We start from the raw sequence: 15,293 nt of genomic DNA on the forward strand, positions 1-15,293 counted from the left end.
GCCTAAGCAATGCCGGGGGGCAGGACAACCGCTCAATGACGCCAGGCCGGGCGCCACTCCAGTTGGCGCACATGCACGGTGCACTGGGGCAGGGTGGAGAGGGTCAGGCGGTCGAGCGGCCCAGGCACGTCGTGCCAGCAGGGCCCGGGCTGGCCAGGGCCTGGCGTGAACTCGATGTATTGCTGGTCGCGCAAGGTCAGCCAATAGGCAGTCGACACGCACTCGGGCGTGTCGATGTCGACCTCGAGCAGCAGGCAGTCGACTGTCTGGCCGAAGATGAATTCCACATCGCACTGGCCGCGGACGATCAGTTCGGTGCCGATACGCCCCTCGTCTGTCTGGTAATGCGAGCTGTAGGCAATGCCACTGGAGATGATGCTCAGCCCGGAGGGGGTACGCCAGTTGATCGCCGGCATGGGCGGTGCGGCAATCCAGCTGGCAACGTCTTCCATGTAGATCACTGCGGTTTCCTCGACATGCCCGTGGAGTACCCGCCAAGCCTGCACGCTCCTGCGACAAGCGGCTACTGACAAAAATACCAGTTGTCAAAGGCACTTGATGTCACTGCGGTGGCAGGGTCGGCAGAGGTGACGTATTCTTAACGCATCTCTCCCGGGGCATTCTTCCCCGTCTCTTCTATCGCTTCTCTAACCGGAGTTCGCCATCATGGCTGCTGCTTGGGTGCGCCTGTGCGCGTTGGTATTGATCGGGGTGTCCAGCGGTGCCGCGCTGGCCAAGGACAAGACGGCGATCGTCGTCGGTGGTGGCCTGGCAGGCCTGACCGCAGCCTACGAGCTGCAGGCCAAGGGCTGGCAGGTCACCCTGCTGGAAGCCAAGTCGGGCATGGGTGGGCGTTCGGGGTTGGCCACCAGCGAGTGGATCGGCAACAGCAAGACCCAGCCGGTGCTCAACCAGTACCTGGAGCGCTTCAAGGTCGGCACTTTGCCGGCGCCGGAATTCGTGCGCACCCCGGGCTACCTGATCGACGGCGAGTACTTCAACGCGACCGATCTGGTTGCCAAGCAACCGGCCACTGCCGAGGCCCTCAAGCGCTACGAGAAGACCCTGGACGACCTGGCCCGCTCCATCGAGGACCCGCTGAACCCGGCGGCCAACAGCACCCTGTTCGCCCTCGACCAGATGAACGTGTCCACCTGGCTGGACAAGCTGCAACTGCCGGCGACCGCCCGTCAGTTGGTCAACCAGCAGATCCGTACCCGATACGACGAACCTTCGCGCCTGTCGCTGTTGTATTTCGCCCAGCAGAGCCGCGTCTACCGCAACGTCAGCGACCGCGACCTGCGCGCCGCGCGCCTGCCAGGCGGCAGCCCGGTGCTGGCCCAGGCCTTCGTCAAGCAGCTCAAGACCATCAAGACCAGCTCGCCGGTCACCGCCATCGTCCAGGACAAGGATGGGGTGACGGTGAAGGTCGGTGCCGTGGGTTACCAGGCCGATTACCTGGTCATGGCCGTGCCGCTGCGGGCCCTGGCCAAGATCCAGATGACCCCGGGCCTGGACAACCAGCACCTGGCCGCGCTGAAGGGCACCAACTACGGCTGGCGCGACCAATTGATGCTCAAGTTCAAGAACCCGGTGTGGGAAAGCCGTGCGCGCATGTCCGGCGAGATCTTCTCCAACACCGGCCTGGGCATGCTGTGGATCGAGCCGGCGCTCAAGGGCGGCGCCAACGTGGTGATCAACCTGTCCGGCGACAACGCTCGTCTGCTGCAGGCCTTCGGTGACAAGCAGATGGTCGACCAGGTGCTGATCCGTCTGCACGCCTTCTATCCGCAGGCCCGTGGCGCCTTCACCGGCTACGAAGTACGTCGTTACAGCACCGATGCCGGCATGGGAGGCGCTTACCTGGCCTACGGCCCAGGCCAGATCAGCAAGTACTGGCGTCTGTGGGAGCGTCCGGTCCAGCGTATCGCCTTTGCCGGCGAGCATACCGACGCACTCTACCCTGGCACCCTCGAAGGCGCCCTGCGCAGCGGCCAGCGCGCTGCGAGCCAGGTCCAGGACCTGGCGGCAGGCAAGTCCTTCGACCCGGCCAAGGCCGCACCGGTTGCCGCCGCCGCCGCCGCTGGAGCAGCGGGCGCCGTGGCGGCAAAGGACAAGGGCGGGTTCTTCTCCAACCTGTTCGGCGGCTCCGACAAGGCTCCGGCCAAGGCGGAGCCTGTGAAGGTCGAGGAGGCCAAGCAGGACAAGCCAGGCTTCTTCTCGCGTCTGTTCGGCGGTGCTGACAAGCCAGAGGTCAAGGCCGCGCCAATCGCCAAGGCCGAGGAGATCGCCCCGGCGCCTGCAGCGGCCCCCGCCCCGGTCGCCCCGGCACCTGTGGCCAAGGAGGAAGCGGTTAAACCTGCCTCCACCAAGCCTGCTCCAGCCAAGCCTGCGGCCAAGCAGGCACACAAGCCCGCTGCCAAGCCAGCGCCGGTGAAGAAGGCCACCGCCAAGTCGGAACCGGCCAGGAAGCCGGTGGTCAACAGCCAGGCCAAGGCCGGCTGATCTCGCTATAGCCGCCATCGCGGGCTCCCGCGATGGCGTCGGCACATCCAAACGACTATCGTTAATGTTTCCTTAATAGGAAGCTTGCAGACTAAATATCGGATTTTTAGATAATCCGAAGCAATTTTTTACGCTTTTATTCGATGCGTTAAGCGCTAGTCTTGTGCGCAGCTTTCACGGGGAATACGCCAACATGCAACTGCGCAACTCATCTTCCCGCTATGGCCTGGTCAGCATCGTCCTGCACTGGGGCGTGGCGCTGGCGGTCTTCGGCCTGTTCGGCCTGGGCCTGTGGATGGTCGGCCTCGACTACTACAGCCCATGGCGCAAGACCGGCCCCGACCTGCACAAGAGCATCGGCCTGGTACTGCTGGCCGTCATGCTGCTGCGTGTGCTCTGGCGTTTCATCAGCCCGCCACCGCCGGCGCCGGTCAACCATGGCAAGGTCACCCGCCTGGCTGCCAAGCTGGGTCACCTGGCGCTGTACCTGGGCCTGTTCGCGGTGATGGTCGCCGGCTACCTGATTTCCACCGCCGACGGTGTCGGCATTCCGGTGTTCGGCCTGTTCGAGGTGCCGGCGCTGATCAGCGACCTGCCTGACCAGGCCGACACCGCCGGGGTGATCCATCTCTGGCTGGCCTGGGGCCTGGTGATTTTCGCGGTGCTGCATGCCCTGGCGGCACTCAAGCACCATTTCATCGACCGTGACGCGACCCTGACTCGCATGCTGGGCCGCAAAGCTTGACTCTCAACCTCAATTGCAAAGGAAGGAAGTAAGGATGTTGAAAAAGACTTTTGCCGCTCTGGCGCTCGGTACCGCCCTGATCTCCGCCGGCCAGGCCATGGCCGCCGAATACAAGATCGACAAGGAAGGCCAGCACGCGTTCGTTGACTGGAAGATCAGCCACCTGGGCTACAGCTTCATCCACGGCACCTTCAAGGACTTCGACGGCAACTTCACCTGGGACAGTGCCGAGCCCGAAGCCAGCAAGATCAGCGTCGACCTGAAGACCGCCAGCCTGTGGTCGAACCACGCCGAGCGTGACAAGCACATTGCCAGCGCCGACTTCCTTGATGTGAAGAAGTACCCTCAGGCCAAGTTCGTCTCCACCAGCGTCAAGTCGACCGGTAAGAAGACCGCTGATGTCACCGGCGACCTGACCTTGCACGGCGTGACCAAGCCGGTCACCTTCAAGGCTGTGTTCAATGGTGAAGGCAAGGACCCATGGGGTGGCGAGCGCGCTGGCTTCAACGCCACCACTACGCTGAACCTGAACGACTTCGGGATCAAAGGCCCAGGCGAGACCTCCCAGACCCTGGACCTGGATATCAGTGTTGAAGGTGTGAAGCAGAAGTAATTAGCAATAATAGTTGAACGACCGAGGGGCTGCTATGCAGCCCTTTCGCGACACAAGGCCGCTCCCACAAGTTCAGCGTAGCCCTTTGGCGTAGCGCAGTACCTGTGGGAGCGGCCTTGTGTCGCGAAAGGGCCGCGTAGCGGCCCCTCGGTGTTTCGATCAGCCCTTGCGGGTCAGCAGCGCCGGACGCTCACCGCGTGGGCGGCTCGGCAGGTCGTCCAGTTGCTCGGGCGTTGGGTAACGGTCGAGCTTGGATTCCTTGCGAATGATCACCGGCGCGCTCTGGGACTCGCGCGGGTTGCGCACGGCGGGTTCCTGGCGAGCCGATTCGTCACGGCGGTTACGGCCACCGTTGTTGTCACGACGAGCACCGCCATTACTGCCACCACCGTTGCGCGGGCGTTTTTCACCCGAGCCCTGGCCTTGGCGCTGTTGGCCATTGCCACGGCCTTGACCTTGAGCCTGGCCACCACCACTGCGTTGGCCTTGGCCTTGCCCGCCATTGCCACCTGGGCGACGGTTGCGGCCTTGGTTCTTGGCGTTCTGATAAGGACTGACGTAGTCGGCGCGGTTGCCGAAGTTATCCACATCGTCGTCCAGAAACTCTTCCGGGTCACGATCGGCGGGGACCGGGGGGATGGCCTTCTGGCCCTGTGCGACCTGCTGCTGGCGTGGCTTCTTGTCACGCGGCTTGCGCTGCTGCTGGCCTTGCTGCTTGTCGCCGGTCTTTTCCTTGTCGGCCTGCTTCTCGCCCGCAGGTTTGTTGCGGCCTTTGTCCTTGCCCTTGTCCTTGCGTCCGCCACTGCCTTCCTTGCCGCCTTCGCCGCGAGGTTGCTGGTTGCGGCCACCGCGACCAGAGTTCTGCTGGCGCTCGCGGACTTCCGGCTTCTCGGCCTCGACCTGGGAGGCGTCGAAGCCCATCAGGTCGCCGTCCGGGATCTTCTGCTTGGTGACGCGCTCGATACTCTTGAGCAGTTTCTCTTCGTCCGGGGCGACCATCGAGATGGCCTCGCCCGAGCGACCGGCACGGCCGGTGCGGCCGATGCGGTGAACGTAGTCTTCCTCGACGTTGGGCAGCTCGAAGTTGACCACATGGGGCAATTGGTCGATGTCCAGGCCGCGGGCGGCGATGTCGGTGGCGACCAGCACGCGCACGGTGTTGGCCTTGAAGTCGGCCAGGGCCTTGGTGCGGGCGTTCTGGCTCTTGTTGCCGTGGATTGCCGCGGCAGTCAGGCCGTGCTTCTCGAGGTACTCGGCCAGGCGGTTGGCGCCGTGCTTGGTACGGGTGAACACCAGTACCTGTTCCCAGGCACCCAGGGTGATCAGGTGCGCCAGCAGGGCGCGCTTGTGGCTGGCCGGCAGGCGGTAGACACGCTGCTCGATACGCTCGACGGTGGTGTTTGGCGGCGTGACCTCGATGCGCTCGGGGTTGTGCAGCAGCTTGTCGGCAAGGTCGGTGATGTCCTTGGAGAAGGTCGCCGAGAACAGCAGGTTCTGGCGCTTGGCCGGCAGGCGCGCCAGCACTTTCTTGACGTCGTGGATGAAGCCCATGTCGAGCATGCGGTCGGCTTCGTCCAGCACCAGGATCTCGACCCGCGAAAGGTCGACGCTACCCTGGCCGGCCAGGTCGAGCAGGCGGCCCGGGCAGGCGACCAGGACGTCGACGCCCTTGGCCATGGCCTGGACCTGCGGGTTCATGCCGACGCCGCCGAAGATGCAGGCGCTGATGAAGTTCAGGTCGCGGGCATAGACCTTGAAGCTGTCATGCACCTGGGCGGCCAGCTCGCGGGTCGGGGTCAGCACCAGCACGCGCGGTTGGCGCGGGCCGTGGCGTTGCGATTTGTCGGGGTGGCCACCCGGGAACAGGCGCTCGAGGATGGGGAGCGCGAAGCCGCCGGTTTTACCAGTACCTGTCTGGGCGGCGACCATCAGGTCGCGACCTTGCAACACGGCGGGAATGGCCCGCTGTTGCACCGGAGTGGGCTGGGTGTAGCCCGCTGCCTCGATAGCGCGGACAAGAGCCTCGGAGAGACCGAGGGAAGCAAAGGACATGGGCAATCCTGTTCTCGTGGGGGCTGGGCCCGATGGGGTGTTCTGCCTGGCGCGACGGGCATCGGAGGGATGCGATCGCGTCCGGTCCAGCTGGGCGTTCACGGCGCATCCTGGAGCCTGCGGGCGGCGCGCAAGGTGCGCTGCTGCGGGTCGAGATGCCTGTTGCGAGGCCGAGCGTCCGGGCGTGAGCCTGGCGGGAAGGCCCGAGTATAACAGAGCAATCAGGGTGTGCTGCGTTCCTGCTGCTCAACGGCGATAGGAAAATCCCGATTGCCCAGGTAGCGGGCGTTGATCGCCGCATAGGCCGGCTCCTGCTTGAAGCGTCGCAGTTCATCGCTGAACGCCTGTGCCAACTGCTCGCGACCTGGCTTGCGGGCCAGCCCCAGGTATTGCTGGCGGCGGCTGATCACCAGGGGCAGCGCCTCGACGTTCTGCTCCAGGCCAAGCTGGCGGCTGACATAGCGACCAACCTTGCGGTCGGTCACCAGCAGGTCTATGCGCCCTAGCGCCAGCTTGCCAAAGTTGGCTTCGTGGCTGGGCGCTGGCTCCCGGCGGAACAGCGGCGATTCAGCGAAGTCGCCGTCGTAGGCGTAGCCCGGCGAGGTGCCCACGGTCAGCCCGGCCAGGTCTTCGAGGTGTTTGACCGGATGGGGGCGCGAGCGGGCCTGGTAAAGGACGAACTCGACCTCTGACATGGGTTCGTCCGGGTAGACCAGGTAACCCTGGCGCGAGTCGACGCGGAAAATATCCAATACCGCGTCCGCCTGGCCTTGCTCGACCATGGCCAGGCAGCGCCGCCAGGGCAGGAACTGCCATTGCACCTCGACGCCCAGGCGCTTGAACACCTCGTCGGTTACCTCGTAGTCGATGCCTTTGGGCTGACCGTTTTCCTGGTAGAGGTAGGGCGCCCAGTCGTCGCTGACGATGCGCAGGCGTTCGGCATGGGCCAGGGAACTCAGGCAGACAAGCCATAACAGGCAGAGCGCATGGATGACCTTGTACCTGGCGCGTGGCGGGGTCAATGTGGGGAACCCCCGCAGTTGCACGCCCGGCATGCGGGTCAGGCCTGCCGCTGTTTCAGCAGGTGCGTCTCGATCTCTTGCCTGCGCTGGCCCAGTGCCAGGCGCAGGCCGGGGTGGCGCAGGCACTTGCGCAATTGCTCAGGGGCCGGTTGCCCCTCGCGCTGGGTGAGGTTTTCCAGGGCTTTGTCCCACCACGCGCAGGCGCATGCCCGATCGAATTCGTTTTCGTAGGGGTAGCAGCCATACAACAGCTCGCGGGCGAATTGCCGCTCCTTGCTGGGCAGTGTAAGGCTCAAGGCCTTGTATGCCAGGCGTTGCAGGGCCGGTGGGCGGGGGAGCTGGTCGTTGACCAGCGCAACGTCCGCCAGTGCCGCCTCGCTCAACGGCGCGTCGCCGTGCTTGTGCAGCCAGGCCTGGATCTTTGCGCGGAACTGGGCTTTGCGGCTCCAGTAATGGTGGATGACGTCGGTACACTCGTTGAGCTTGAGCGTACGGTAAGCCGCCACTGCAAGGCAGAACTCCTCGAGCGTATAGGCTTCCCTGGCCAATGGGTGCAGTTCGTCCATCAGGGCGATGGACTGGTCCAGGACCGGGGCATCCTGTGCGGTGAGCCCGATCACGCCGGAGTTGACCAGCGGCATCTGGCGGTCGGCCAGGCCGCGTTCTTCGAGAATGCCGACCAGGTTCTTGTAAAGCAGGCATTTCTGGTTCTCGCCGTAGCGTCCGCCAATAGCGTTGCACAGCAGGCTGCCGGTGGTGACACGGTCGAACAGGTGCTTGGGTGAGGTACGGAAGAAGGTGTCGGTGTCGATGAGCACGGCCAGCGGGTGGTGCCCAAGGACCTGGCGCAGCAGCACGTGCTTGCTGCGGAAATGGTAGCCGTGTGGCTGGTTCCAGGCTCTGCGGGTGGCCTCGTCGAGCAGGTGAACGGTGACCGGCAGGTTGCGATAGGGCTCGGCGTTGTCGGTGTAGACCTGGATGTCCATGGACACGCCGGGGGTGGATCGCAGGTGGGCCAAGGCACTGACGATGCTGAAGCAGGCCTCCTGATGGTAAGTGGCCGGACCGAATGCCAGGTAGACGAGCTGAGGGTGAGCGGAATGAGGGTGCTGCATGCTGGCCGGTAACCTATTGCGAGGCGGAAGTGAAGAAGGCTTTAGCCTAAGGCAAAGCCTTCTTCATGGCTCTAATTAATTGTTACCGGCAACATCTTTCAGCGTGGCAGCTTCAGGTTGTTCCAGATCGCCAGGCTCGGCTCGGCCTGGTTGAGGGTGTAGAAGTGCAAGCCCGGTGCGCCGCCTTGCAGCAATTGCTCGCACATGCGGGTGATCACTTCCTCGCCGAAGGCCTGGATGCTGACGGTGTCGTCGGCATAGGCTTCCAGCTGCTTGCGGATCCAGCGCGGGATCTCGGCGCCGCAAGCGTCGGAGAAGCGTGCCAGCTTGCTGTAGTTGGTGATCGGCATGATGCCGGGCACTACCGGGATGTCCACGCCCAGCTTCTGTGCGCGCTCGACGAAGTAGAAGTAGCTGTCGGCGTTGAAGAAGTACTGGGTAATGGCGCTATCGGCGCCGGCCTTGACCTTGTGCACGAAGTTGGCAAGGTCTGCCTCGAAGTTACGTGCCTGTGGGTGCATCTCCGGATACGCAGCCACTTCCAGGTGGAAGTGGTCGCCGCTTTCCTGGCGAATGAACTCGACCAGGTCGCTGGCGTAGCGCAGCTCGCCACTGGCCATGCCCATGCCGGATGGCAGGTCGCCGCGCAGGGCGACGATGCGCCTGATGCCGGCGGCCTGGTACTCGGCGAGCAGGGCGCGCAGGTCGTCCTTGCTGTCACCCACGCAGGACAAGTGTGGGGCGGCGGGGACTTTCACTTCGCTTTCCAGCTGCAGCACGGTGTTCAGCGTGCGGTCGCGGGTCGAGCCACCGGCACCGTAGGTGCAGGAGAAGAAGTCCGGGTTGTAGCTGGCCAACTGGCGGGCGACGCCCATCAGCTTCTCGTGGCCGGCGTCGGTCTTGGTGGGGAAGAACTCGAAACTGTAGCGGCGTTCTTGTGACATCTCTCGTTCCTTCGGTGGCGCGCCTGGGGCGGCTACCTGCAAATAAAAGCCAGGACGGTTGGGGCCGGCCTGGCTCGGACATCGGTTCGACGCGTTGCCAGCCAGCACCAGGGCGATAGCCCGGCGCTGGCGCCGCTGCTTAGTAGCGGTAGGCGTCCGGCTTGAACGGACCTTCGACGGTCACACCGATGTACTCGGCCTGCTGTGGGGTCAGCTGGGTGACCACGCCGCCGAAGCCGCGGACCATTTCCAGGGCCACTTCTTCGTCCAGCTTCTTCGGCAGCACTTCCACGGTCAGGCGCTCGGCCTTCTTGGCGGCTGGCAGTTCGGCGAACTTCTGCTCGAACAGGAAGATCTGCGCCAGCACCTGGTTGGCGAACGAGCCATCCATGATGCGGCTTGGGTGGCCGGTGGCGTTGCCCAGGTTCACCAGGCGTCCTTCGGCCAGCAGGATCAGGTAGTCGTCGTTCTGCGGGTCGAATACGCCAGCGCCGGTGCGGTGGATCTTGTGCACCTGCGGCTTGACCTCTTCCCACGCCCAGTTCTTGCGCATGAAGGCGGTGTCGATCTCGTTGTCGAAGTGGCCGATGTTGCAGACCACGGCACGTTTCTTCAGGGCCTTGAGCATGTTGGCGTCGCAGACGTTGACGTTACCGGTGGTGGTGACGATCAGGTCGATGCGGCCCAGCAGGTCCTTGTTGATGCCGGCTTCGGTACCGGTGTTGATGCCGTCCTTGAATGGCGAGACCACTTCGAAACCGTCCATGCAGGCCTGCATGGCGCAGATCGGGTCGACTTCGGTGACCTTGACGATCATGCCTTCCTGACGCAGGGACTGGGCCGAGCCCTTGCCCACGTCGCCGTAGCCGATCACCAGGGCCTGCTTGCCCGACAGCAGGTGGTCGGTGCCGCGCTTGATGGCGTCGTTCAGGCTGTGACGGCAGCCGTACTTGTTGTCGTTCTTGCTCTTGGTGACCGAGTCGTTGACGTTGATCGCCGGGACTTTCAGCTCGCCCTTGGCCAGCATGTCCAGCAGGCGGTGCACGCCGGTGGTGGTTTCTTCGGTCACGCCGTGGATCTTGTCCAGCATGGCCGGGTATTTCTTGTGCAGGATTTCGGTCAGGTCACCGCCGTCGTCCAGGACCATGTTGGCATCCCATGGCTGGCCGTCTTTCAGGATGGTCTGCTCGATGCACCACTCGTACTCTTGCTCGGTTTCACCTTTCCAGGCGAACACCGGGATACCGGCGGCGGCGATGGCAGCGGCGGCCTGGTCCTGGGTGGAGAAGATGTTGCACGACGACCAGCGCACTTCGGCGCCCAGCGCGACCAGGGTTTCAATCAGCACGGCGGTCTGGATGGTCATGTGGATGCAGCCGATGATCTTCGCGCCCTTGAGCGGTTGCTCGGCTTGGTACTTGCGGCGCAGGCCCATCAGTGCCGGCATTTCCGATTCGGCGATGATGACTTCCTTGCGGCCCCAGTCGGCCAGGGAGATATCGGCGACCTTGAAGTCGGAAAAACCAGCAGGCGTGTTTACAGCGCTCATTGAGAGCCTCCATTCGTAGTGTGCGAATGGGCGCCGTTGTGCGTTAAGCGTCCGCTTGCGCGGACAACGCCCCGACCGAGCCTGACAGGCCGAGCCTGCTGCAGCGCCCCTCGGTCGGGTGGCGGGATGGCCACCACTGCGGGAGACCATGTTAAACGGCAGGGATTATAGCCGCGGGCGTGTGACACACCCAAGACTTTCTGTCGATTAATCGAGACGATAGTCGATGTTCAATGGAGGGTGGCCGAGCGGTCTGCCATCATTAGCCCATGTGAGCCAGGCAGGTCAGGAGTACAGATGAACTTTCACACCCGCAAATGGGTAAAACCCGAAGACCTCAACCCCAACGGCACCCTGTTCGGCGGCAGCCTGCTGCGCTGGATTGACGAGGAGGCGGCGATCTACGCCATCGTCCAGCTGGGCAACCAGCGCGTGGTGACCAAGTACATTTCCGAGATCAACTTCGTCAGCGCCTCGCGCCAGGGCGACATCATCGAGCTGGGCATCACCGCCACCGAGTTCGGCCGCACCTCGATCACCCTCAAGTGCGAAGTGCGCAACAAGATCACCCGCAAGGCGATCCTGACCGTCGACAAGATGGTCTTCGTCAACCTGGGCGAGGATGGTCAGCCGGCGCCGCACGGGCGGACCGAGATCAAGTACATCCAGGATCAGTTCCCGGACAGCGCGGTCGAATAAGCGCTGGAGGGCTCGTGGGAGCGGCGCACCGCCGCTCCCTCGTTGTTACTCGGGCTGTGTGCTGACCTTGCGTACCACCTTGCCGACCGTCAGACCCTGCACCAGGATCGACGACAGCACCACGATGTAGGTGATCGACAGCAGCAGGTCACGTTCATCGCCCTGTGGCAGCGACAGCGCCAGGGCCACCGACACGCCACCACGCAGGCCACCCCAGGTCAGCACGCGGATGGTGCCCTTCGGCACGGTCCGCCAGCGGCGCAGCAACACGATGGCCGGCGCCACGGTCAGCAGGCGCGAGGCCAGCACCGCCAGCGCCAGCACGCCACCGGCCGCCAGGTGCAGCCAGTTGAACGGCAGCAGCAGCAGCTCCAGGCCGATCAGGGCGAACAGCAGGGCGTTGAGCATGTCGTCGATCAGTTCCCAGAAACCGTCCATGTAGCGACGTGTCATGTCGTTCATCGCCAGGTTGCGCCCCAGGTTGCCGATAATCAGGCCGGCCACCACCATGGCGATCGGCGCCGACACATGCAGCTCGTAGCACATGGCCGAGCCGCCGATCACCAGCGCAAGGGTCAGCATGACCTCGACCTGGTACTGCTCGACGCTCTTGATCATGCGGTAGGTGGCGTAGCCGATCAGCCCGCCGAACACCACTCCACCGATGGCTTCGCGGGCGAACAGCAGGGCCGTGTCAGACACGCTCGGGGTCTCGCCCAGCTGGATGATGCCCAGTAGCACGGTGAATACCACCACCGCGGTGCCGTCGTTGAACAGCGACTCACCTACGATGGTGGTCTTCAGTGGTTTCGAGGCGTTGGCGGTGCGCAGCGCGCCGAGCACGGCGATCGGGTCGGTCGGCGAGATCAGCGCGCCGAACAGCAGGCAGTAGATCAGCGGCACGTTCCAGCCGAACAGGGCGAACACCCAGTGCGCCAGGTAGCCGATTACCACGGTGGCGATCAGCACCCCGATCGTGGCCAAGAGGCCGATCGGCCAGCGGTAGCTGCGCAGGTCAGCGAGGTTGACGTGCAAGGCGCCGGCGAACAGCAGGAACGACAGCATCCAGTGCATCAACAGGTCATTGAAGTCGATCTGGTTCATCAAGCCTTCGACGCGCTCTTCCAGGCCGGGGAAGCCGATCAGGCTCAGGCCCTGCAGTATCAGGGAGAACAGCAGTGCGGTGACCATCACGCCGATGGCCGGCGGTAGGCCGATGAAGCGGTAGTTCACATAGGTGAGGAGGGTGGTGAGGCAGATAAACGCGGCAACTAATTCAAGCATCCCGAATCCTGTAACAGTGGCTTCCAAGTCGTTTCCCGAGTAACTCGGCAGTTCTTGGATGATCTGGCGCGGGGCTCGGGACACACCTTATGACCGGAAATACCGAATTCGTTCCTCAGAACGGATTGCAGATTCTTTATGGGAGCAAGCGTTATAGTGCGTGCAGCCGCCTGGTCATTGCGCAAGGAGCCCCGCGTGCTGGCAACCTCCCTGGTACTGGTCGCAGCCCTGCTCCACGCGACCTGGAACACCCTCGTCAAATTCAGCGGCGAACGCCTTCTGGTGATCGCCAGCATGGACCTGGTAGCACTGGTCTTCGCCATTCTGGCGGTGGCGTTCGTCGATTTTCCCCCGGCGGGCATCTGGCCCTGGCTGCTGGCATCGGCGCTGGCCGAGCAGCTCTACCGTTACCTGCTGATCAAAGCCTATCGCGTCGGTGACCTGGGGCTGGTCTATCCGTTGATGCGTGGTTTGTCGCCCTTGGTCGTGCTCGGACTTACCCTGGCTTTTGCCGGCGAGTCGCTCAGCCAGCAGCAGATCATCGGCATCCTGCTGATCCCCTGCGGCATGGCCTGCCTGTTGTGGCAGGGTGGTGGCGGTGATCGCCTGCCCTGGTCGATGCTGCCGGTGGTGGCGCTGATCGGCCTGTGCATCGGCTGCTACACCTGGTTCGACGGCCAGGCCGTGCGCCTGTGGGGCAAGCCCTGGGATTACCTGGTGTGGCTGACCCTGCTCAGCGCCTGGCCGTTCCCCTTGCTGGCCGGGATGGCGCGGCGGGCACCGTTCGCCATGTTTTGGCGCACTCAATGGCGTCTCGGGCTGGCGGTGGGGGTGTGCGTGCTGCTGAGCTACGCCCTGGTGCTGTGGGCCATGCACCTGGGATCGGTGGCGGAGGCGGCGGCGCTGCGCGAGCTGAGCGTGATCCTCGTGGTGTTGCTGGGCATGCGTTACCTCAAAGAACCTTTTGGCGGGCCGAGACTCCTAGCTTGCGGGCTGGTCCTGGCCGGCATGCTGGTGATGAAGCTGTGAACCGATCCTCTGTGAACAAGGAGTCCTGTAGATGACCGTTGCCCTGTGGTGCATTCTCGTCGCGCTGTTCCTGCCGCCGCTGTGCGCATTGATCGCCAAGCTCAGCAGCGGGTGTTTCGGCCTGCGCGCCAATCACGACCCGCGTGCGTTCCTGGACAAGCTAGAAGGGTTGCCTCGACGCGCCCATGCTGCCCAGCTGAACGGCTATGAGGCGTTTCCCGCGTTTGCCGCGGCGGTTCTTGTGGCCGATATCGTCGGCAATGCCGAGCAGGTGACCCAGGATGTGCTGGGGGTGGTGTACATCACCAGCCGGCTGCTCTACATCATCTGCTACCTGGCGGACTGGGCGGTGCTGCGTTCGCTGGTGTGGTTCGTCGGGATGGCGCTGATTGTGGCGTTCTTCGTCGTATCGATCTGAATGCATCGCGGGGCAAGCCCGCTCCCACGCAATCATCGTGGGAGCGGGCTTGCCCCGCGATAGCGTCTGTCAGGGTACTTTCGGCACTTCAGGCAAAGGCTGGCCCTTGGGCCACAGCATCCAGATCTGTCCCTGCTGCTTCATGTTCCCCGCCAGCTCGCCGGCCTCGTGGCCGGTGCCCCAGAACAGGTCCGCACGCACTTCGCCGGTGATGGCGCCGCCGGTGTCCTGGGCGCCGACCGGGCGCACCACCGGGCTGCCGTCCGGGCGGGTGGTGGAGAGCCACAGCAGGCTGCCCAGGGGGATTACCTTGCGGTCGATCGCCACGCTGTAGCCCGCGGTCAGCGGCACGTTGAGCGAGCCGCGCGGCCCCTCGTTGCTGTCCGGGCGGGTACTGAAGAACACGTAGCTCGGGTTGCTGGCCAGCAGCTCGGGCACGCGCTGCGGGTTGGCCTGGGCCCAGGCGTGGATGCTGCCCATGGTCACCTCCTCTTTCGGCAGCTGTCCCTGTTCCACCAGCCAGCGTCCGATCGGGCGGTACGGGTGGCCGTTCTGGTCGGCGTAGCCCAGGCGCAACTGGCGGCCGTTCTCCAGCTGGATACGGCCGGAGCCTTGAATCTGCAGGAATTGCAGGTCCATCGGGTCGGTCAGCCAGGCCAGCACCGGCGCCTTGGCGCCGTCGCGGTTGATCACCTCGGCGGTGTCGTAGGGTTTGAGCACCCGTCCTTCAAGGCGCCCGCGCAGGCGTTTGCCCTTGAGCTCGGGGTACACGCTGGCCAGGTCGACCACGATCATGTCCTCGGGCACCCCATATACCGGGACATGCGCGCTGTCGGTGCGGGCCAGGCTGCCGGGGTAGACCGGCTCGTAGTAACCGGTGATCAGGCCGTTGGCGCTGTTCTGCGCGGAACGCAGGGCATAGACCTGCAGATTCTGTTCGAGGAAGGTGCGCACCTGGGCGGCATTCGCCGTTGCCGAGCCGGCTGCTTCGCAGGTGGCGGACCACACCGGGTCGCGCCTGAGCTTCTCGCAGCCATTGCGCCAGGCGTAGAAGCCGGCCAACAGGTCGTCGTCGCTGACCTGGGGCAGATCCTTGAAAGTAGCTGGTACGTAGGTGGCGATGGCGTGGGGTTCGGGCTTGACGCTTTCACCGCCATTGCAGCCGGCCAGGAGCGCCAGGGCGGGCAGTGCCCAGGCGAGATGGCGCAATGCAGATTTCATGTTGTCGATCCTGTGTGGGGAAAAGCATGAAGGTTCACCCCTGTTTTCTGTGTGGCTATTGGTCTTTGCCCCCGGGGCGGCGATACTGGCCGCCCGT

14 protein-coding genes and 1 riboswitch are annotated in these 15,293 nt (G+C 64.2%); of the genes, 6 read left to right on the forward strand and 8 right to left on the reverse strand.

What is annotated here, in order from left to right:
- Positions 1-32: 32 nt before the first annotated feature.
- The gene (locus ACVWZ5_RS18845) at positions 33-461 is read right to left on the reverse strand and encodes a hypothetical protein (protein ID WP_062572615.1); all 429 of its coding nucleotides are present in this window, start codon (positions 459-461) and stop codon (positions 33-35) included.
- A gap of 205 nt (positions 462-666) precedes the next feature.
- On the opposite strand from ACVWZ5_RS18845, the gene ACVWZ5_RS18850 reads away from it, so the two are divergent.
- The 3 genes from ACVWZ5_RS18850 to ACVWZ5_RS18860 all read left to right on the forward strand — a co-directional run bounded on the left by ACVWZ5_RS18850 (position 667) and on the right by ACVWZ5_RS18860 (position 3,863).
- A complete protein-coding gene (locus tag ACVWZ5_RS18850) occupies positions 667-2,505 on the forward strand; it encodes a flavin monoamine oxidase family protein (protein WP_084943371.1) in 1,839 nt (612 codons plus the stop codon).
- Positions 2,506-2,698: 193 nt separating this feature from the next.
- Positions 2,699-3,250, forward strand: coding sequence for a cytochrome b (locus ACVWZ5_RS18855; protein WP_084943368.1), 552 nt, complete (start codon positions 2,699-2,701; stop codon positions 3,248-3,250).
- A gap of 34 nt (positions 3,251-3,284) precedes the next feature.
- A complete protein-coding gene (locus ACVWZ5_RS18860; protein ID WP_084943365.1) occupies positions 3,285-3,863 on the forward strand; it encodes a YceI family protein in 579 nt (192 codons plus the stop codon).
- A 159-nt stretch (positions 3,864-4,022) separates the two neighbouring features.
- On the opposite strand, the gene ACVWZ5_RS18865 is transcribed toward ACVWZ5_RS18860, so the two are convergent.
- The 5 genes from ACVWZ5_RS18865 to ahcY all read right to left on the reverse strand — a co-directional run bounded on the left by ACVWZ5_RS18865 (position 4,023) and on the right by ahcY (position 10,545).
- Positions 4,023-5,915, reverse strand: coding sequence for a DEAD/DEAH box helicase (locus tag ACVWZ5_RS18865; RefSeq protein ID WP_062572619.1), 1,893 nt, complete (start codon positions 5,913-5,915; stop codon positions 4,023-4,025).
- Between the two features lie 221 nt (positions 5,916-6,136).
- Positions 6,137-6,970 carry a substrate-binding periplasmic protein gene (locus ACVWZ5_RS18870; RefSeq protein ID WP_280070562.1) on the reverse strand — a complete coding sequence of 278 codons (834 nt, stop codon included), beginning with the start codon at positions 6,968-6,970 and terminating at the stop codon, positions 6,137-6,139.
- A 5-nt stretch (positions 6,971-6,975) separates the two neighbouring features.
- A complete protein-coding gene (locus ACVWZ5_RS18875) occupies positions 6,976-8,052 on the reverse strand; it encodes a hypothetical protein (protein WP_062572620.1) in 1,077 nt (358 codons plus the stop codon).
- Positions 8,053-8,150: 98 nt separating this feature from the next.
- Positions 8,151-8,996 (reverse strand): methylenetetrahydrofolate reductase [NAD(P)H], encoded by an 846-nt coding sequence (gene metF, locus ACVWZ5_RS18880; RefSeq protein WP_062572621.1) that lies wholly within the window; start codon positions 8,994-8,996, stop codon positions 8,151-8,153.
- Between the two features lie 139 nt (positions 8,997-9,135).
- Complete coding sequence (gene ahcY, locus ACVWZ5_RS18885) at positions 9,136-10,545, reverse strand: adenosylhomocysteinase (protein ID WP_028688336.1); 1,410 nt, start codon at positions 10,543-10,545, stop codon at positions 9,136-9,138.
- Positions 10,546-10,566: 21 nt separating this feature from the next.
- Positions 10,567-10,663: riboswitch (S-adenosyl-L-homocysteine riboswitch) on the reverse strand.
- 179 nt (positions 10,664-10,842) lie between these two features.
- Between ahcY and ACVWZ5_RS18890 the strand changes: the two genes are divergently transcribed.
- Entirely contained in the window at positions 10,843-11,244 is a 402-nt protein-coding gene (locus ACVWZ5_RS18890; RefSeq protein ID WP_050707228.1) for an acyl-CoA thioesterase, read from the forward strand.
- A gap of 45 nt (positions 11,245-11,289) precedes the next feature.
- On the opposite strand, the gene ACVWZ5_RS18895 is transcribed toward ACVWZ5_RS18890, so the two are convergent.
- Positions 11,290-12,528, reverse strand: a complete 1,239-nt coding sequence (locus ACVWZ5_RS18895; RefSeq protein WP_096048853.1) for a cation:proton antiporter — start codon at positions 12,526-12,528, stop codon at positions 11,290-11,292.
- Positions 12,529-12,723: 195 nt separating this feature from the next.
- Between ACVWZ5_RS18895 and ACVWZ5_RS18900 the strand changes: the two genes are divergently transcribed.
- Together ACVWZ5_RS18900 and ACVWZ5_RS18905 are read left to right on the forward strand one after the other, a co-directional pair.
- Positions 12,724-13,557 (forward strand): DMT family transporter, encoded by an 834-nt coding sequence (locus ACVWZ5_RS18900; protein ID WP_062572623.1) that lies wholly within the window; start codon positions 12,724-12,726, stop codon positions 13,555-13,557.
- A 31-nt stretch (positions 13,558-13,588) separates the two neighbouring features.
- Positions 13,589-13,975, forward strand: coding sequence for an MAPEG family protein (locus ACVWZ5_RS18905; RefSeq protein WP_062572624.1), 387 nt, complete (start codon positions 13,589-13,591; stop codon positions 13,973-13,975).
- 69 nt (positions 13,976-14,044) lie between these two features.
- Here the strand turns inward: ACVWZ5_RS18905 and mltA are convergent, their stop codons facing one another.
- Positions 14,045-15,196, reverse strand: a complete 1,152-nt coding sequence (mltA, locus tag ACVWZ5_RS18910; RefSeq protein ID WP_062572625.1) for a murein transglycosylase A — start codon at positions 15,194-15,196, stop codon at positions 14,045-14,047.
- Positions 15,197-15,293: the final 97 nt, after the last annotated feature.

Source organism: Pseudomonas sp. TE6283, from assembly GCF_054060555.1.